At 41.9% G+C, this 18,755-nt stretch carries 20 protein-coding genes; 3 read left to right on the plus strand and 17 right to left on the minus strand.

The genetic code is table 11. From position 1 onward, the window contains the following. Positions 1 to 11: 11 nt before the first annotated feature. From gmk to ACFQZS_RS12050, 3 genes are all read left to right on the plus strand, one after another. On the plus strand, positions 12 to 599 hold the full coding sequence (gmk, locus tag ACFQZS_RS12040) for a guanylate kinase (protein ID WP_377100524.1): 588 nt from the start codon (positions 12 to 14) through the stop codon (positions 597 to 599). A gap of 62 nt (positions 600 to 661) precedes the next feature. Continuing rightward, positions 662 to 1,237 (plus strand): nicotinate (nicotinamide) nucleotide adenylyltransferase, encoded by a 576-nt coding sequence (gene nadD / locus ACFQZS_RS12045; protein ID WP_377100526.1) that lies wholly within the window; start codon positions 662 to 664, stop codon positions 1,235 to 1,237. 19 nt (positions 1,238 to 1,256) lie between these two features. Further along, on the plus strand, positions 1,257 to 1,796 hold the full coding sequence (locus tag ACFQZS_RS12050) for a glycosyl-4,4'-diaponeurosporenoate acyltransferase CrtO family protein (protein ID WP_377100528.1): 540 nt from the start codon (positions 1,257 to 1,259) through the stop codon (positions 1,794 to 1,796). A 29-nt stretch (positions 1,797 to 1,825) separates the two neighbouring features. Here ACFQZS_RS12050 and ACFQZS_RS12055 read toward each other — a convergent pair whose 3' ends face one another. The 17 genes from ACFQZS_RS12055 to miaE all read right to left on the minus strand — a co-directional run bounded on the left by ACFQZS_RS12055 (position 1,826) and on the right by miaE (position 18,589). Then, positions 1,826 to 3,448 (minus strand): gliding motility protein RemB, encoded by a 1,623-nt coding sequence (locus ACFQZS_RS12055; protein ID WP_377100530.1) that lies wholly within the window; start codon positions 3,446 to 3,448, stop codon positions 1,826 to 1,828. 25 nt (positions 3,449 to 3,473) lie between these two features. Further along, positions 3,474 to 4,610 carry a GDP-mannose 4,6-dehydratase gene (gmd, locus tag ACFQZS_RS12060; RefSeq protein WP_377100532.1) on the minus strand — a complete coding sequence of 379 codons (1,137 nt, stop codon included), beginning with the start codon at positions 4,608 to 4,610 and terminating at the stop codon, positions 3,474 to 3,476. Between the two features lie 129 nt (positions 4,611 to 4,739). Then, on the minus strand, positions 4,740 to 5,318 hold the full coding sequence (locus ACFQZS_RS12065; RefSeq protein WP_377100534.1) for a DUF3109 family protein: 579 nt from the start codon (positions 5,316 to 5,318) through the stop codon (positions 4,740 to 4,742). Between the two features lie 8 nt (positions 5,319 to 5,326). Next, positions 5,327 to 6,103: a DUF3108 domain-containing protein gene (locus ACFQZS_RS12070; RefSeq protein WP_377100535.1), complete on the minus strand. Its 777-nt coding sequence runs from the start codon at positions 6,101 to 6,103 to the stop codon at positions 5,327 to 5,329. 95 nt (positions 6,104 to 6,198) lie between these two features. Then, positions 6,199 to 6,714 carry a DUF2480 family protein gene (locus ACFQZS_RS12075; RefSeq protein ID WP_377100537.1) on the minus strand — a complete coding sequence of 172 codons (516 nt, stop codon included), beginning with the start codon at positions 6,712 to 6,714 and terminating at the stop codon, positions 6,199 to 6,201. Between the two features lie 73 nt (positions 6,715 to 6,787). Beyond that, positions 6,788 to 8,881, minus strand: a complete 2,094-nt coding sequence (locus ACFQZS_RS12080; RefSeq protein ID WP_377100539.1) for a peptidylprolyl isomerase — start codon at positions 8,879 to 8,881, stop codon at positions 6,788 to 6,790. A gap of 102 nt (positions 8,882 to 8,983) precedes the next feature. Next, positions 8,984 to 9,565 carry an LPS export ABC transporter periplasmic protein LptC gene (lptC, locus tag ACFQZS_RS12085; RefSeq protein ID WP_377100541.1) on the minus strand — a complete coding sequence of 194 codons (582 nt, stop codon included), beginning with the start codon at positions 9,563 to 9,565 and terminating at the stop codon, positions 8,984 to 8,986. 2 nt (positions 9,566 to 9,567) lie between these two features. Beyond that, a complete protein-coding gene (locus ACFQZS_RS12090; protein WP_377100543.1) occupies positions 9,568 to 10,908 on the minus strand; it encodes an outer membrane protein transport protein in 1,341 nt (446 codons plus the stop codon). Continuing rightward, the gene (locus ACFQZS_RS12095) at positions 10,901 to 11,641 is read right to left on the minus strand and encodes a type III pantothenate kinase (RefSeq protein ID WP_377100545.1); all 741 of its coding nucleotides are present in this window, start codon (positions 11,639 to 11,641) and stop codon (positions 10,901 to 10,903) included. The genes ACFQZS_RS12090 and ACFQZS_RS12095 overlap by 8 nt, the downstream gene beginning before the upstream one ends. Next, a complete protein-coding gene (gene purQ / locus ACFQZS_RS12100; protein WP_377100547.1) occupies positions 11,641 to 12,333 on the minus strand; it encodes a phosphoribosylformylglycinamidine synthase subunit PurQ in 693 nt (230 codons plus the stop codon). The genes ACFQZS_RS12095 and purQ overlap by 1 nt, the downstream gene beginning before the upstream one ends. Before the next feature lie 45 nt (positions 12,334 to 12,378). Then, positions 12,379 to 13,365: a DUF6427 family protein gene (locus ACFQZS_RS12105; protein WP_377100548.1), complete on the minus strand. Its 987-nt coding sequence runs from the start codon at positions 13,363 to 13,365 to the stop codon at positions 12,379 to 12,381. 70 nt (positions 13,366 to 13,435) lie between these two features. Continuing rightward, positions 13,436 to 14,425: a glycosyltransferase family protein gene (locus tag ACFQZS_RS12110; RefSeq protein ID WP_377100550.1), complete on the minus strand. Its 990-nt coding sequence runs from the start codon at positions 14,423 to 14,425 to the stop codon at positions 13,436 to 13,438. 58 nt (positions 14,426 to 14,483) lie between these two features. Then, positions 14,484 to 15,113 carry a porin family protein gene (locus tag ACFQZS_RS12115; protein WP_377100552.1) on the minus strand — a complete coding sequence of 210 codons (630 nt, stop codon included), beginning with the start codon at positions 15,111 to 15,113 and terminating at the stop codon, positions 14,484 to 14,486. A 228-nt stretch (positions 15,114 to 15,341) separates the two neighbouring features. Next, positions 15,342 to 15,968, minus strand: coding sequence for a porin family protein (locus ACFQZS_RS12120; RefSeq protein ID WP_377100553.1), 627 nt, complete (start codon positions 15,966 to 15,968; stop codon positions 15,342 to 15,344). A 118-nt stretch (positions 15,969 to 16,086) separates the two neighbouring features. Next, positions 16,087 to 16,941, minus strand: coding sequence for a UDP-2,3-diacylglucosamine diphosphatase (locus ACFQZS_RS12125; RefSeq protein WP_377100555.1), 855 nt, complete (start codon positions 16,939 to 16,941; stop codon positions 16,087 to 16,089). A gap of 357 nt (positions 16,942 to 17,298) precedes the next feature. Then, on the minus strand, positions 17,299 to 18,018 hold the full coding sequence (locus ACFQZS_RS12130; protein ID WP_377100557.1) for a YjjG family noncanonical pyrimidine nucleotidase: 720 nt from the start codon (positions 18,016 to 18,018) through the stop codon (positions 17,299 to 17,301). After that, a complete protein-coding gene (miaE, locus tag ACFQZS_RS12135) occupies positions 17,990 to 18,589 on the minus strand; it encodes a tRNA-(ms[2]io[6]A)-hydroxylase (protein WP_377100559.1) in 600 nt (199 codons plus the stop codon). Before miaE ends, ACFQZS_RS12130 begins: the two co-directional genes overlap by 29 nt. Positions 18,590 to 18,755 lie beyond the last annotated feature (166 nt).

Genomic DNA, 18,755 nt, shown 5'->3' on the forward strand with positions numbered 1-18,755 from the left:
GCCAATGACAAATGACCAATGACTCAATGACCAAAGAAGGTAAACTCATTATATTTTCTGCCCCATCAGGTGCCGGTAAAACAACCATAGTACACCATTTATTAAAGAAAATACCTAACCTGGAGTTTTCTATATCGGCCACTACCCGTGAGCGCCGCGGCGATGAGGTTGACAAAAAGGATTATTACTTTATTAGCAAAGAGGAGTTTCTGCACCGTATTGCAAAAAAGCAGTTTGTTGAGTTTGAAGAGGTTTACAGCGGGACGTTTTACGGCACACTTCGCGAAGAGATTGAGCGGATATGGGAATCGGGCAAAACGGTGATCTTTGATATTGATGTTGAGGGAGGCCTGCACCTTAAACGAAAGTATGAAGATCAGGCTTTAGCTATTTTTGTGCAACCCCCTTCATTAGAGGTTTTGAAGCAACGTTTAACCGGCCGCGGTACAGATAGCGCCGAAAAGCTGCGGGAGCGTTTTATAAAAGCCGAAAAAGAGTTGAACTACGCCCCAAAATTTGATATTATACTTAAAAATTACGATCTTAACACAGCATGTGAGGAAGCCGAGAAGCTGGTGAGTGATTTTATAACCCCCTAACCCCCTGAAGGGGGAACTCTTTTAACTGCTCCCCTTTAGGGGTTGGGGGCTAAACTATAGATATGAAAATAGGCTTGCTATTTGGTTCATTTAATCCTATTCACATTGGCCACTTAATTATAGCCAACTACCTGGCCAACCATACCACTTTAGATAAAGTTTGGCTGGTGGTATCCCCACAAAATCCCTTAAAAAAATACGGCGACCTTATTAATACTTATGACAGGTTAGAAATGGCGCGCCTGGCTACCGATAATGCACAAAACATTGAGGTGAGCGATGTGGAACTGAAACTGCCCCAGCCATCGTACACAATCGATACCCTTACCCACCTCAAAGAGAAGTATCCGCAGCATGAGTTTGCCCTGATAATGGGCTCAGATAACCTGATCTCGCTACCCAGATGGAAGAATTACAAATTGATTTTGCGCGATCATGCCATCTATGTTTACCCACGCCCCGGTTATGAAAATGCCGAACTGGCTTCGCATCCTTCGGTTACCATTACTATGACGCCACAGATGGAGCTATCCGCAACTTTTATCCGCAAATCAATTGCCGAAAAAAAGAACGTGCAGTTTTTTGTACCAGACCCGGTATTGAAATTTATTGAGAGTAAAAGCTTGTACAGGATATAGTTGCTAGCCTATAAAGTTTATGAAATATTTAAAATTTATGCTGGCCGCGCTGTTGGTTGTACCTATTATAGTGTATATAGGTATAACCAAACACCCTTACTCTTTCCTGTTTGCCTGGGTTTTAAATTTCGGCCTGATGATGGCTGTCTTCATTTTTACCAATACATTTACACCGAAATTAACTTCTGATTATTATAATTCAAAAAAATGGGAAGCAAATGGCGCCATCTATAAGTGGCTTGGAGTAGACATTTTTAGAAAATTTTTGGTATTGATAGGATGGGAGAAAGTTATCAGAGCGGGCAGCCCCATTAAAAAGAATCCCGATGCGATAAAGCATCTGGAAAATGGAACCCGCCAGTCGGAATTTGGGCATCTGGTAATTTTCTTTATCGTATTAATTGTAAATGTTTTTGTGGCGCTCAGTTTCGGAATCACTAAATCATTATCGCTGTTTTTTACGAATATAATATTCAACTTTTACCCGGTTATACTTCAGCGTAGTAATCGGCCAAGGTTACAAAGAATGTTACGGATAAATGCGCGTAAACAACTATAATATCAGGCTAATTCTCAGCTCACCACCTACTAATAAGCCCTGTACCGCGCTATATCCTCGTACAAGTGGCGGAACGAACTACGCAGTGCAAAAAACACCATAGTTGTTTTATCATTAAACTGGGTGTTACTTTCCCGGCGATAGGTTAAACCGGCTTCAATACGCAGGTTATATTTAGGATTGAGCAGGTAAGCTACCCTGCCATTCAGAAATACCATATCAGTAGCCAAGCCCTGGCCAATGTAATTGCCGTTTGTTTTAGCCGGATACAGGTAGCTTTTAAAAATATCCTTGCCATAATTGGTAGCGTCAACATCAAGGCCGTAGCGGGCATAGTTTAACTGGCCGCTAAAATCAAAACGTTTGTAGCTGTAGTTAAGCATACCCACAGTCTCTCTGTAATTGGCACCAAAAGGGTGCGCTAATGGTTCCGCTTGCTGGCTGTAGTTAGTAATGGAGTTTGTTTCCGAATAAGTATACGGTCGTGCGGCGTTATGCTCTAATAAAAAATTAAGGTTCTTTACTTTGAAAAGATCAGCGCCGCGAACACCTATCTGATACGCAAACTTGTTGCGCGAGCTGCCATTGCTGGAGAATAGATCTTTAGCCACAAACTCATCCAGTACAAACTGGCCATAGGCTGCTATACCATCTGTTAATTTATATTTACCATTAAAGCCGATCATAGCGTTATCCGGCGAACCTATTGATGCCTCAGTAGGCCTTAAAAAAACAACCGGGTTAAGATAATTAAATTCAAATCCTCTGAAATTTCCGTCACCATCGCGTTCAGCCCAAATTATTGATTCAAAAAGACCTAACGACAGTCTGTTAGTTACGCTCCAATCCAGGTAATGAAAAGCCCCCCATTTTTTACGATATCCGTTTACATAGGCCACCTGCGGCGAAGCGGGATCTGTCATATACGACCACATGGTCATATATTTTACGTTACCAAGGTTCGCGGTAAGCTTAAGGAAGGGGTACGGCGATGAATTGTCTGACAGCAATTGCGACCGATAGCCGTCGCCTATAAAGTTTCTGTCATGCCCCAGCGTAATGTTTAAAAACTTTACCGGTGTGTAGGATACCAGCGCCAGTACGTTAGACCAATCCTTCTCATCGTGTTCAGCAAAGGTACGGTCATAAGCCTGGCCGGGTACTACGCCAACCTGGTCAATATATTTTTTATAATAATCCGGAAATACAGCCTGGTTTTCAAACCCTGCCGAATAGAAGTAAAATTTTTTGCCAATGGTGCCGCCCAACTGGAAGCCGCGGGTATTGCGCCAGGTATTTTTTTTGCCGGCTATGTCCCTTCCAATGGTAACATCGGTAAGGTAGTCGGCAAAAAATGTATATTCTTTATCGTTTACCTCAATTAAATGCTCATTAAAAATTTTGCGATGTACCCATGTATGCTTTACGGTGGTATCTTTTCCGTAATCCATAAGTAACTGATAGCGCTTCTGTAATACTGTATCATCCATAAAAAACGGCTTCAACGAAGTATGGAAGCGTGTTTTTGTTGAATAGGCGTCAGCATTAAACTTTTGATAGAACTGGTACGAATAAGGCTGATATTGCGCCTGCCCTTTGGATATGCTGACTGCGGTTAACAGTACAAATATGATTAAGTAAATTTTTTTCATGTAGGCAGATAATTATGTAGAGATATTACTCAAAGTAATTAAGAATTGTAAAGCCACCCTTTTGCAGGTAATCGTCCTTTTTCACCAGGTGAAGGTCTGATATGGCCATTTCTTTAACTAGTGCGGGCAGATCATATTTCGGTGTCCAACCCAGTTTTTGCTGCGCTTTTGAAGCGTCACCTATTAATAGATCAACCTCTGTAGGCCTGAAGTATTTTGGATCAACCTTAACAATTGTTTGTCCGTATGGCAAAGCAGCCAGGTCCAAACCCAGCTCTTCTGCGCGTTGCTTGTCAACATCAATAATAACGCCGCGCTCGTATTCGTCCTTACCGCTAAACTCAACTTCAATACCCAGCTCCGCGAAAGTCATTTTTATAAAATCCCTAACTGTGGTAGTAACGCCGGTAGCTATAACAAAATCTTCCGCCTTTTCCTGCTGAAGCATCAGCCACATAGCTTCTACATAGTCTTTAGCATGGCCCCAATCGCGTTGTGCAGATAGGTTGCCCACATAAAGGCAATTTTGAAGCCCCAGCGCTATTTTGGCTGCAGCGCGAGTAATTTTACGTGTAACAAAAGTTTCGCCGCGTATGGGGCTCTCATGGTTAAACAGAATGCCATTGCAGGCATACATATCATATGCTTCGCGATAATTTACAATTATCCAATACCCATACATTTTAGCTACAGCATAAGGTGACCGCGGATAAAAAGGGGTGGTTTCGCTTTGCGGAACGGCCTGCACCAAACCATACAGCTCAGATGTTGATGCCTGGTAGATGCGCGTTTTTTTGGTCATTCCAAGTATACGTACAGCTTCCAATACTCTTAAGGTACCTATTCCGTCGGCATTAGCGGTATATTCGGGGGTATCAAAGCTTACTTTTACGTGGCTTTGGGCGGCCAGATTATAAATTTCGTCGGGTTGTGTTTCCTGTATAATGCGTATCAGGTTGGTAGAGTCTGTAAGATCGCCATAATGCAACTGAAACTTCAAACCGCTTTCGTGCGGATCTTGATAGAGATGATCAATACGGTCTGTATTGAACAATGAAGCTCTTCTTTTAACTCCGTGAACAAAGTATCCTTTTTTTAAAAGAAATTCAGCCAGATACGCACCATCCTGACCGGTGATACCTGTTATTAGCGCTATTTTCATTGCTGTGTAGTAATAATTGCAATAATATTCAAATTTATTGTAAAAGCTGTTAGTATTTGGCTTAATAAACTTATAATATCACAATTAACGTAGTAACAAATAAACGCTATTTGAGTTTCAAAGTGCCAATTAAATATCCGAATTTTTAATGTACTCCACCGCTTCCTCCAGTTCAGCATACCATTCGGCACCGTACTTTCTGGTGAGCGGACCTTTTAAAAACTGATGCACGCTAACTTTAAGCTGATCGCCAAAGCTACACGCCGGGCTGCAAATGCTCCAGCGGTCATAATGCAGTACATCAAACTCGGGATATTTAGTTATGCGTATGGGGTATAAGTGGCAGGATATAGGCTTTTTCCAGTTAATAGCGCCTTCTTCATAAGCCTTTTCAATAGCACATTTGGTTATGCCGTTTTCCCATGTAACATAAGCGCATTCTTTGTTGGTATCAACACATGGCGTGGTGTAGTCTCCCTCAAAATCGGTAACGTGGGTGCCTTCGCGCTCAATGGTGGTTATGCCTTTAGCGGTCATATAAGGTTTTACCTTTGGGTATATTTCTTTAAGTATATCCAGTTCGGCAGCTTCAAGCGGGGCGCCCGAGTCGCCTTCCAGGCAGCAAGCGCCCTTGCACTTATTTAAGTTACAAACAAAGTTTTGTTTAATTACGTCTTCGTGTACAAGTACGCTGCCTACTTCAATCATCTATTGTTTTACTTTTTAACAGGATTTAACGCGTATTTAAGTCCGCTTGCTCCGGTAAGGTCCATGGTAACGCTGCCTACAATTAAGCCAACGTGAGCCTTTACAGGTATGCGGTTACCATCATCGGTTATCCACAAATATAGCTTGCTGTCTTTTTTAAATATACGCCCGGGTATAATAGTTGGGTTAAACTTAAGGCAATTAAAGGTTCCTATTGAACATTTAACCTGCTCTTTGCCAATGTAGGTAATGCTTAAAGAGTGTATACCATCTTCTAAAAAGTAAGGCATATCCAATTTATCGCCCGGTTTAAGTTGCGAAATGTCCAGATTACGGGCAAAGTAATAAGCCGATACAAAATCAAATATTTTTCCTTTGAACGGAAACGTGCCTTTATCAGCAGTTACTTTTCCTTCCTGATGGTTAAAGGTTACATTGTCTGTATGCTTATAGCCGCCTTCGCGCCTGTTCTCTGTATAATAGTAAGGCAGCAATGTGTTTTTATCTATATACGTGTCGTACTGGTTACGTACCTTATAAAAAACATCAAAAGTGCCGGCGGTTTTTCCTGTTGCTGATATATGATAGCTGGGGTGTCCGTTTATTTTTTGTCCTCCGTCTTCAACCTTTAGCGTTGCTTCTGCGCCGGTAAAAAAGCCATACTTTAATTTATAGGTCAGTTCTTCTCCGGGTTTAAAAACAGGGTCGCCGGTGGTTTTAAGTTCCTGCGCGTTTACGGTAAAACAGGTTGCAAAAAGTATAATGGTAATAATATATTTCTTCATTATCAGCTTGTTAAAAAGCAAACCAATTAATTTTGGTGTATCATTAAGACCATAAATACCTATGAAAGTTTAAATATTTTGATGTCTGCCGCTGTTTAATCTTTTCGTTTATATATCGGCACGGTAGAACATGGCTCGCCAAACATAAGGCTTTTAACAACAGGCGTAAGTTTTTTGCCTAACTCAACATAAGCGCTAACAGGTATATCAATGTCGCCGCAGCCTTTTATTACCAGGCGCTGATCGCGGTATTGCTCAGGGTCAAGTTTAGCTATCGCTTTAACAAATAATACAGTTTCTAAAACTTCAGCATCCCCAAAAACAACCTCATTAGCATAAGGCGCCATGCGATTGGCCAACAGCAAATAGGCCCAGGCCGGTACTATAGCATCAGCGCTGCAGGTTACCGCGACATTTTTGCCTTGATATTGGGTCCAGTCGTGCTCTTTAACAAACTCCCTGAAATCTTTCTCACGCAAAATAAGGCCCTGAAACAGATTATCCTTAATGTCATACACAACGCGCTCGCCTGGTGCGTAAAAGTCGGCAGGATCCAATGTAATCAGTCCGCTTTGTGCCACTTTATTCACTATGCTTTCCTGTATATCCATGTCTGTATAAATAAAAAAATCCGGGAGTACGATGCTATCGCGCTCCCGGATACAAAATTACTTTAATTTATAACTATAACAGCTTAGCTCTGTAATCTTTTACATTGCCCTTATTTTTCAGGGCCTCTAATGCCTGTCCTTGTGCACGCTGCGCAAGGGACTGGGCTAACTGTTGTTTTTGTGTAACGGTATTGGCCAAAGCTGCCGGATTTACAAAACTGTTAACGGTAAAAATATAAACGCCCTGCTGACCAGAAACCGGTTTAGATAATTTATTGATCTGTGAGCCAAATATGGTACCTATTAATTTATACTCTGCGCCTGAGCCCGGAACAACCGGATTGGCAAGTACAATGTTTTGAACAGGGGTAACGGTTGCGCCTGCTTTTTGTGCTGCCTGCTCAATTGTGGCTGCACCGCTTAAAGCCGAGTTAAATTTATCAGTAAGCGTTTTAGCTTTAACCTCAGTTCTAACCATTGGCTCAATTTGTTTTTTTACCAGATCAAGCGCTAAAGTTCCCTGTGGTTTAACAGCTGTTAATTTGGCTACGATGTATTGATCGCCTGAGGTATAAACCTGGTCATAAACATCGCCTTTTTCTGCATTAAATGCCCATCTTACCAACTCGCGTGCACTTTCCAGGCCAGGTAACGATGCGGCAACGCCGGTAACGTCATCTGCGGTTTTTACTTCAAAGCCGGCTTTTTTAGCTTCGGCGGCAAAATCACCATCGTTGGTAGAGATTAAAAAGTTCTGGGCCTTAGTGTATGCTGCAGATTGGGTTTCGCTGCTGGCCGTTAATGGCTTATCAACAACCGCCACCTTAACTACACGCGAAGAGCCTTTTTGAGCAACAATATAGATCAATTGTACACCATATGCCGAATTGACTATTTTATAATCACCCGGTTTGCCGCTAAATACCGCGTTGTCAAAATCAGGGTCGTTAACGCCACGGGCAAAGGTACCCATATCACCACCTTTGGCACCCGTTTGCTGATCAAGCGAATAAGTTTTTGCCATATCAGCAAATGATTTTCCGCCCTGTATCAATGTTTTCAATGAGTCTGCTTTTTTCATACCATCAGCAGGGTTTAACACAATGCGTTTAGCTGTAACCGAATCAGGGCTAACCCTTGACTCCATTAATTTAGCCAAAGCATAATATCCGTTTTGCAGGTATGGGCCATATACAAAGCCAGGCGCTGCTGTAAACATTACAGAGTCTAAGCCATTACCCAGCTCGCCTTTTTTCTTGTAGGTAAAAAGTTGTTTATTCTCTGAGTTGATCTGTACAAATAACGAGTCGTTTGTTGATGCGGCAAATTCGGTTTTTAGTTTTTCAACCTGGGTTTTTACAGCCGCTGAATCTGTTTTTGACGGCGCACCGTTAAAACTTACATACTCAATGCTGCGTGTTTCCTGTTGATTTTTAAACTCGTTTTTATGCTCATCATAGTAGCTTTGGTAATCAGCATCGGTTATTGTTACCTTATTATCCGGAATGGTTTGGTAGTTTAAAACGGCATACTTAAAGTTAGCCAGCTTGTTCTTAGCTTCGTAATCATCCTTGGCCTCAAGCGAGTTTACATACAGCCCGTTGCTTAGGGCGGTCATGTATTTTTCAGCCAGCTTATTTTGAATTAACTCCTTTACAAAGTTATCCCATTGTTTTTTCTGCGGATCTGTACTTGGTATTACTTTTAAACGGTTTATGGTTGAAACAACAGAGGCTCTGTCAAACTGACCGGTTTGCGGGTTAGTAAAGGCCCTAACAATTTCAGGACTTGGATTACTTCCGGTTATCATATCCTGCGACTCCTCGCCGGTAACCTGCAAGCCAACTCTTTCAGACTCGTGCTCTATCATGGCCTTACTCAACATCTGGTTCCAGGTGTTTTCTTGTACGTAAGCCGTTATTTGCGGCGAAAGACTGTTTTGGCCGGATTGCTGTTTAAACTGGTTTCCGTTTTGCTCAACAGTTTCTGTAAATTCAACATAAGGGATCTTCTCGCCATATATTTCGCCTATAGTGTTGTTATCGCCCTTAAAAAACGAACTTCCTGATTGCACAACTTCAGTTACAATAAAAGCCACAAGCGATAAGCCTATTACAACTGCGACAATTTTACCCATCCGCTCGCGCAGATAACCCATTATACCCATATTGATCTATAATATTTTAATGAAACTTTTCTTTTTAAAAGAGGGCGCAAGATACAACTTTTGATAAAATTATATAATACAATTTTTTAACTCAAAATAAGGCTATTGCATTTGGTTTTCGGGCACGGAGTAATCACCGGTTGCGCCCTTAATTGATGGATTAGTCAACTTGTCATCGCTGATAAAACTTGTTCCAAAAGTTACGTCGCCGTTGGCCCGGTGCATTTCAACCCTTAGGTTGGAGTAAACAATTTTTTTAGGCTGATCCCATATCATTTCTTCAGACCTGAATGTAGTGCCATCAGCCGTGGTAACTATTACATTTTTGTAAAACTTGGTAATGTTTTCATTCTCCAGCTGAATGCCTGAGTCTGCTACAATAGTTCCTTCCTCTTTGCCCAGCTTATTAAAAGAGATAACCTTTACGCCATCAGGCATAACATCATAAGGTTTGGCAGTTGAGTACTTTATAAGCAGGGGAGTTATCATCCGGCCCTTAACCATAGCCGAGTCGCTGTAAATAACATCAACACCCCGGGTAGTGTCAATAGCCTCGCCGGATGTCATGCTTGAAATTTTTTTGATATTTTCCAGGTCATTCTCGCATGCGGTAAACCATAACATGCCTGTTGCTAATACGGTAATTAGCAGGCGTGTTATGCGTTTTTGGCTATGCGGTAACATGGTTAATCAAATTTATACCGCTGGAACCACCTGTCGTTGAGGGTAAAGCCCAGGCGTATCTTAAAATAATTTTCGCGTACCAGGCCGTTTGCTATTGTGCCTCTGCGGCCCACCTCTGCAGCTATGTTTATCTTATAAAAGCTTGTTCCGTTAACAGGGCGCAATGGTAAGCCAAAGCCAAACGTAGCGGCATAAGATTTTATATTAGTTTGCCCCGTGCCGCTTACATTATTAACGTTAAAATAGGTTTGATCTAAAATAAAACCGGCGCGATAGTCAACCGTTGCCCAATAGCTATTTATGGAGTTTAAATTGGGTGTAATTTGTCCGCCTATATTCAGCGTTTTGCTGTTAGACATGCCCGCGTTAGCACCATCAATGGTTAGTGCCGACCAATTGCCCATGGTATAATCTAAACCAACTAAAAATTTCTGATCGCGTTGGTAGGAGATACCGAAATGATGAATATTAGGCAGTTGTATTTTAGACTTAGCGTTTTGAATGTTTATTACCGAATCTGTAGGTAGGCCTTCATTGCCCAGTTCGTCGCTTTTGTAATGACTAACAATATGGCTTTTTTGCGAATTTAAGTTGGATTGCGCTGCCGCTGAATAAGCAAAAACAATATGCCTTGTTAACGAAAGATCAAGCTGATACTGCGCGCCATAATCATAGCTTACGCCGCCAACAGAATAACTTTGCTCGTCGCGGGTATTTAATACCCCGTAAAGATTGGGAAACTGAGTGGAGTTGAACTGTTTAAGGTTGCCAAAAATGTAAGATATGTTAGCTCCTAATCTCAGGCTTCTGATGGGTGCGAATCCGTAGCCTAAAAATGCTTTTGAAAGGCCACCTTCGCCCTTGTAGCTTAGTAAGGTAACATTGGTATCAGCAGGCGCGGTAGAACCAAAGCCTTTAATTGATCGTGTATAATTATAACCTATTTCGCTATAGGGCATCAAACCAAAGGCCAATGCCGAATTACGCGTTACAGGGATACCAAATGTAAGATGGCTAAGCCTGAAATTGGCGTCGCGCTGCGAAGTTTGGCCGGTTTGGCTTAAGCTAAAAACACTGCCTTGCAAACCCGCATCAATAGTGGTTAAACCAATAGTTGAGTAAGATGCCGGATTAATGGGATTTACACTACTATAGCCGTTTATAAGGCCAATGGCAGTACCTATACCACCCATTGCCATGTTTTGTGGCAGCAACTGCGGATTTAAGTCGCCAATGCCGTAGCGCGAGTAGGGCGAACTGGTAGTACCCGTGCTTTGCGATCTTGCATCAAGCACTGTACCGGCAAGTAAAAACAACAGTAAAAACTTTATATATTTAATCATTATGCTCAATGGCTGCGTTTAATCCTTTTAAAACCAGGTGCGGTTCTTTTTTAATATAGGGGGCAAAGATGCTATTTTTAAGCAGCGTATCAAAAAAAACATTATCGCCCCCGGTTAGTATAATATTTATGTCTTGCGTGTTAGAACTGTAGTTTTCTATAAATCCTATCAATTCATATTTTATTCCGTTTTGTACGCCTGATGTAATGGCAGTATCCGTATCATCACCATAGCTGCCATTAAAATTTGCATTTGCTTCAAGCAGTGGCAGCGCCGCGGTGTAATGGCTAAGCGCATTATAACGCATATTTAAGCCCGGCGATATACTGCCGCCAAAATAATTTCCGCCGGCATCAACAAAATCATATGTTATACAAGTTCCGCCATCAATAACCAGATTGTTTTTGCCGCGAAACAAGTGGTGTGCCCCAACAACAGCGGCCAGCCTGTCGGCACCTAAAGTTTGTGGGGTTTTATAACGGTTATTTATGCTTTTAACTATGCCGTGGTTAAAGTGAAGCAAAGTAGTTTTAGCTATTAAACCTGCTTCCCAGGCTTCATTGTTTTTTTTTACTGATGAAATTATGGATTTGCTGATGCTGTGTTTTTGTACTATGGTGCTGATAGTGGCCTCATCAATATCATCGTAACGTGCCATATCAACCATTTCATCCTGGTTAAATACGGCTAATTTTATATGCGTATTACCTATATCGATAACCAGATTGGCCATCAGGCTCGCGCTATTGACAAAATAGATTCAAATATTGCCAAACCATCTTCGTTAGCTAACAGGCTGTCTGCAGCGCGTTCAGGGTGAGGCATAAAGCCAAATACGTTCCTTTCGGCATTGCAAACACCGGCAATGTTTTCAACCGAGCCGTTAGGGTTAGCATCTGTGGTTATATTACCCCCCTCGTCACAATATCTAAACAATATCTGGTCATTATCATTCAATTGTTTAAGCAATTCAGCATCGGCAAAATAATTGCCTTCGCCGTGGGCAACAGGTATTTTAAGTGCTCTTTGCTCGTCAATCTGCGCGGTTACTAAAGAATTAGCTGTTTGCGGTTTCATGTAAATATTACGGCAAATAAACTTACGGTGCTCATTATGCAGCAATGCGCCAGGTAATAAGCCAGCCTCTGTTAGGATCTGAAAACCATTGCAGATACCCAACACTTTGCCGCCTTTTGCTGCAAACTGTATAACCTCCTGCATAATTGGCGAGAAACGCGCAATAGCGCCAGAGCGCAGATAATCGCCAAAAGAGAAACCTCCGGGTAAAATTATAAAATCTGCCCCTTGCAGGTCGTGATCTTTGTGCCACAGGCGAACAACCTGCTGACCCATAATTTTTTCTAATACATGGATGATATCTTCATCGCAATTGGAACCGGGGAATATAACTACGCCAAACTTCATGCTACAAAACTAATATAACCGCTCAAATTTGAGCGCATATAAAAGTTAAAAAGTGTTAAACTGGAAATAAATTATACCCGCGGTAAGTAAAACAAACAGTCCTTCGTAAAACCATTTGCTTGTGGCATATAAAAAATAGTACGAGAAAAACACCGCCAGCGGCACCGCGCACAGGAGAAAATGCTCCAGATGAAACTCTTTTTTGGTGTAAAATGATAGTCCCGCAATAACAGTAAGTACTAATAAAAGCTGGAACGATTTGCGCGTTTGTACATAACTTCTAAAAAATAGCTGGCTTACCTTTAAAAAGCAAAGCAGCAATATTACCGCTACCGGAATTAATACCAGGTAGTTATACGAGTTTATTTGAATATGAGCGGGGAACTTTGAGGCTAACGGCAGCCATATTTTTTCAAAGTCGGGCAGGCGGTCTGTTAAATAATATATCACCGCTAAAAAAAAGAATATAGTAGCAAAACCTATAATGGCGGCTACCCATTCGCGCCAGCTAAATGGCCTGAAAACTATTAGTGCCGCCCATACCACCAGAAACATAAAAATAAAGGGCAGATAGATAAGCGTGCCCAGCGCAACCACCATCCCCATATCATAAGCAACAGATTTGGCATCGGGCATTTTATAAGTGGCCAAAAGCCTGTAAAGCATGCCTATTACCAAAAAGTTGCAAATAAGCGGCGCGCTTAATATTAAAAATGGTGCAAAAAGAGCGGTAAGCACCACATACATTAGCGCAGGTAAAAAGCTTGGCCGCCCCATTAAATTAAAACTATTAACCAACCTGTTAAACCACAAAGCCTGCAGGAAAACGAGAAGGCCGGCTAAAAATATGTTCAAAAAAGGCGAAAGCGCGAACTCATAATCAACGGGGATAAGCAGGCGCGCAAAGGGTTCAACAAATAAGAATTGAATTTCTGAGGGGGCATTAAATAGGTAACCAATGCGCAGAACTATCAACAAAACTGCCAGCCATACTGCATTTAGCGGGTTGTATGTTTTGAAGAGATTGATCACAGGGCAATATTAGTTGATTTTTTAAAGATTAGTTGTTGAAGATTGAAGATTAGTTATGGTTTGGAGCGTTTCACCTCCTTGCATACCTCTTCACCATGTCCTCAACTATCTGCGCTGTCTCATCGGGGAAGTTGACAAACACGCGTTCATCCTCATGCACCCATTTGGCCACATGCTCTGCAAACTTATGCCCTATGGCCGGAACAAACGGAACGCCCATTCGCGATGCGGCCAGGGCGTTACATTGCTGCTCGTACTGGCCCTGCATAGGTATCATCATCACCTTTTTTTGCAGAAACAGCGCTTCGGCAGGGCCTTCAAAACCGCCGCCTGTTAGCAGGCCCTCACAACTTGCCAGGCTGCTATTAAATGCTTCGTTGCTTACAGGGAATATGTTGACGTTATCCAGTTTATACGGTGTTTTTTGCCGTTTTGAGAAGATGTGCCACTCTGTATTTTTTACTTTGCGCAAGTGTTCTGCCAGTTTTTTATCATCATAAGCGGGCAGGTAAACGGTATAATGCCCCAAATTGCTGGTAACCATACTGCGAATACCGCTGCGGATAACCGGTGTATGAATAAAATCAGCATACCGCTCAAAGTGAAACCCAATGTGATGCGTGGTAGGGGAGTAGTGTTTAAATAGCCACTCGCCATAGTGCCATTTGTGCGGGCGCGGTGTATTTTTTGAAACAAACGCGCATTGATGACTTAATGATACCGATGCCCTTCCCTGCATTTTGCAGGCCCAGGCGCTTACGGGCTCAAAATCATTAACTATCAGGTCGTACTGGTCAAGCGGCAGGCTGCGCATGTCTTTCCACAACTGCGGCAGATCCATAATTTTAAATGTGGCCCATTTATCAACGCCGCCGTTGGTGCCAAAAACAAAACTGAACCCATGAAAACGATATTTGAGTGGTTGAGACAGCGTAACCTCTGCCTCGGTGCCGCTTACCAGCAAGTCAAGCTCGCCGTATTGCTGCAGCAACGGAACAATCTCGCGGGCGCGACTTATGTGTCCGTTACCTGTTCCCTGTATAGCAAATAATATCTTCATCAGGTCGTTATCCTCACAAAGATATTATTTGCATTAATTATACCGGGATGTTTTATAATTAAAATGAGTAACCTAATGATAGCGCGAAGCCGCTGTTTTTAGCTTTGCTTTGGGCAGCGTTATCATTAGCAGCTTTATCAAAATCAAATACATAATTGCCGCTAAGACTAACATTGTTGTTAATATTGTAACCCACACCAACGTTACCACCTATAGCGTTTTTTCTTAAACCATCTGTACTGGTTGTGTTGGCTGTAGCTGCCCCGTTAACATAAGTGTCTGACGCTTGCGACAACAAAAACGCTACCTGCGGACCTGCAAACAATGTTACCTCTGGCGATGGTTTAAAACCAATTAATAGCGGTACATCCAAATAGTTAATACGGGTCCTTATTTCGCCGGTAGTGTTACCCACTGTTGCTTTTACATTACCACCCTTTTGTGTATATAAAACCTGCGGCATAAATGATAACTGAGTTGCCAGCGGCAGATCTGCCATTAAACCACCTTGAAAACCGAAGCGGTAGTCGTAATTGTAACTGGCACCGCCTGTTTCTAATTTTCCAAGCGTCATGTAATTAGCGCCTGCCTTAATACCAATACGCGGCATGGTTGACTGCGCCCTGGCGGTGTTTACACCCGCCGTCAATGTTAATCCTAATGCTGATAGTATGATTAGCTTTTTCATTTTTTCTATGATTTATGTAATAAAATATTGGATATAAAATGCCAATATCTATGCCAAAACCCGAAAAATTAAAGCTTAAGCGAAGCCTTTAAACAGATTAAGATGTTGATAATAAATGTATTAAATAGTTATGTTGATAAGGGATTAGTGTAACAAAAACCGGGTTGGTTGCGTCTGTTTTTGTGTCCAAACGTGACCAACCCGCTAAGGTTTTACCAGTGGTAAGTATTAAAATTTAAAGCCTAAGCCAAGAATGAAACCGCTGTTGCGCTCGCCTGTATCGTATCCACTTTCGGCAGCATGACCAAAATCAAAAATATAATTAAGGTGTATGCCAATATCATTAGTTATGCTGTAGCCTGCACCGATATTTCCGCCAAAAATGGAAGTTTTTGTGCCGGTTTTATCCGTGCTTGTTTGGCTGCCCATGCTGCTGGTGCTTACCACTGTTTTTTGTGAAAGCAGGAATGAAGCCTGTGGCCCTACATAAAATGCTAATTTAGGATTAGCTTTAAAACCAACCAACAAAGGCACATCAAGATAATTCAGCTGTGTGTAGCCGTCAATTTTTGTGTTTAAGATAGTTGTGTTTATACTACCACCTTTTTGAGTGTATAACGCCTGTGCTGTAAACGAAATAGATTGCGACAAAGGTGTTTCAACAAAAACGCCGCCTTGAAAGCCCGGGCGATAATCGTAATTAATAGAAATGCCGTTGCTTGTTGCAGCGCCTAAAGTAGTGTAAGTAAGGCCTGCTTTAATGCCCACACGGGCTTTTGATTGCGCATTACTTTTGCCTGCGAAGCATAAAACGGCCAGTAACGCAATTGCGAAAGAAAGGGAAAGGTTTTTCATGTATTAATAAATTAAGTGTAAAAATTGGACGAAGATAGCGGATTTTTTACCTAAACGAATAGTTTTGAGTAACAATGATATTAAACGGTGGCTTGCAGCCGATAAATATCTTTGAATGCTAATCAAGTTCCTGCTTAAATCTCTCCAATAAACCCCTTACATCCATTTTTGCGTCAAGATCCTCGGCGTCTGAAAGATCAGCAGCATCAGTATCTTCTTCAAAATCCTGCGGAGTGTATTTAAAGATTTCCCACGCGCCGTTATTATACTCTAGCGCTGTAAGGTTTTCAACCCAATCGCCCGAGTTAAGGTACAGTACCTTGCCCGGATTGTCTGTAGCGATGATCTCGCGCATCTCGGCCTGGTGAATATGGCCGCATATTACATACTGGTATTCTTTGCTCACGGCAAGGTCGGCCGCGGTTTGTTCAAACTGGTTAATGAATTTTACAGCATCTTTAAACCTGGCCTTTATTTTTTTTGAGAAGCTCATTTTTTCGCGCCCCATAGCGGTAAGCAGCCAATTGGTAAAACTGTTAAGCAGTATCAATGTATCATAACCAATAGCACCCAGTTTGGCCAGCCATTTGGAGTGTTGCATAGTTACATCAAACACATCGCCATGAAATATCCACGCTTTTTTACCGTCTATGTTTAGCACCAGCTTATTTAGTAACTGGAACGAGCCCAGGTTCATATCAGCAAACTTGCGCAGCATTTCATCATGATTACCGGTTAAGTAATAAACCGGGATTCCATCGGTAACAAACTTTAATATGCGGCGCACCACCTTCATGTGGGCTTCGGGCCAGTATGATTTGCTAAACTGCCATATGTCAATAATATCGCCGTTAAGAATAAGCATTTTAGGTTTAATGCTTTTTAGGTATTTAAGCAGTTCTTTGGCGTGGCAGCCATAGGTGCCTAAATGCACATCAGATATAATCACGATATCAACTTCGCGCTTTGCCATTAATTATAGGGGGATAAAGGGCACTGCCGGTAAAAATACCGGTGCAATAAATTGAGAAAGGTAGAAAAACAACGCTTATTCGTCGTCTTCGTCTTCATTTACTTTAAGCTCATACGGACTTAAATAGAACACGCCAACTAAAACAAGCAGCCCCACTACAACCATATACGATGTGTACTCAAACATGTTAAAAGGTTTTTACAAAGGTCTGTAAATCAATTTAATTTAAGGTTAAGACGCTGTTAAATGTAAAAGGTTTCACACTTTGAAAAATAAATTTTTTATGAACATGTTAACAGTGGGAGAAGGATTCAGTGTGGCAACTTTGCAGCATGCTGTAGTATTACACCTGCTTTGCTACAACAACATCATTAAATCCCTCAGATGGTTAATCTGCACCGGCACATCATCCGGCTTTTCAGCATTAAAAGGGTTAAAGTAGATAGCATCCATACCAAAGTTTAACGCGCCGTAAACATCGGCTTCCAGGCTATCGCCAATCATAATGCTTTCATGTTTTTCTGCACCAGCCACATCCAACGCGTACTGGAAAATGGCTTTATCAGGTTTGTTTACGCCTACCAACTCTGATACCACAACGTGCTCAAAATACTTTCCTATGCCCGTGTTGCCTATCTTAACATCCTGCGACTCCTTAAATCCGTTTGATATTAAATGGAGGGTATACTTGCCCTGCAAATAACTCAATGTTTCGTGCGCGTAGGGGAACAGATTAGTTTTAGTGGGGCAAAGCTGCACATAGGCATCCTCAAAGCCGGCAGGTATAACATCCGGATGAACACCCAGGTCCAGAAAAGTTTGGTTAAACCTTGCCTGCCGTAATTGCTCCTTGGTAATTGTACCTAAATGGTAATCGCGCCACAAGCGGTGGTTGTTTGCCGTGTAAGTTGCTATAAATAAATCAGCAGAGTTTAGCCCCAGATCAGCCAGTTTATGGTGGACATAAAGTTCATGTAAAGTCTCTTCGGCATTCTTATCAAAATCCCATATGGTATGGTCCAGATCAAAGTAGATGTGTTTGTACTGTTTATCCGTGAATGGTTTCGTGCTTGCCATAATTCTGTATCACTCTAGCTTCGTAAGCTAAAAATTCCTTCCAGCGTTTATCAACATCAATGCTGCCCGCGTATTTTTTGGCCAGGTTAATAAACATGGTGTAGTGGGTAGCTTCGCTTACCATCAGCTCATAATAAAAGTCTGATAGCTCTTTATCATTTATATTTTCTGACAGTACCTTAAAACGCTCACAACTGCGTGCCTCTATCATGGCAGAAAACAGTAATCTATCAACCAATTGCGCTTCGCGGCCGCCCCCTATTATAATGAATTTACGTAGCTCATTAACATAATCGTCCTTACGTTCGCGACCTAAAATAAACCCGCGTTGCAAAATTATCTCATGCACGCGTTTAAAATGGTCCATTTCCTCGCGCACCAGGTCGGCCATTTGCTGCACCAGGTCGCTCAGGTTGGGGTTTTGCACAATTAGTGTGATGGCATTGCTGGCCGCTTTTTGCTCGCAAAAGGCATGGTCTGTAAGTAGTTCTTCAATATTACTTTCAACTACGTTCTTTACCCAAACCGGATCGGTAGGTAACTGCAATTTCAGAATGGTTTGCTGGCTCACGGGGCAAAGATAAAAGATAGTGCTAAAAATCAATTGTCATTCTGAGCGATAGCCAAGAATCTTATACGTTTTGTAAGTGAAGGTTGTCATTGCTGTAAGGGTTTAGTAATTCGATGACAGAATAGCGGTTTATTTTTGGTTGTTTAGGGTTACCATATCGATAGGT

It is taken from the genome of Mucilaginibacter calamicampi (genome assembly GCF_042676765.1).
Taxonomy (GTDB): domain Bacteria; phylum Bacteroidota; class Bacteroidia; order Sphingobacteriales; family Sphingobacteriaceae; genus Mucilaginibacter; species Mucilaginibacter calamicampi.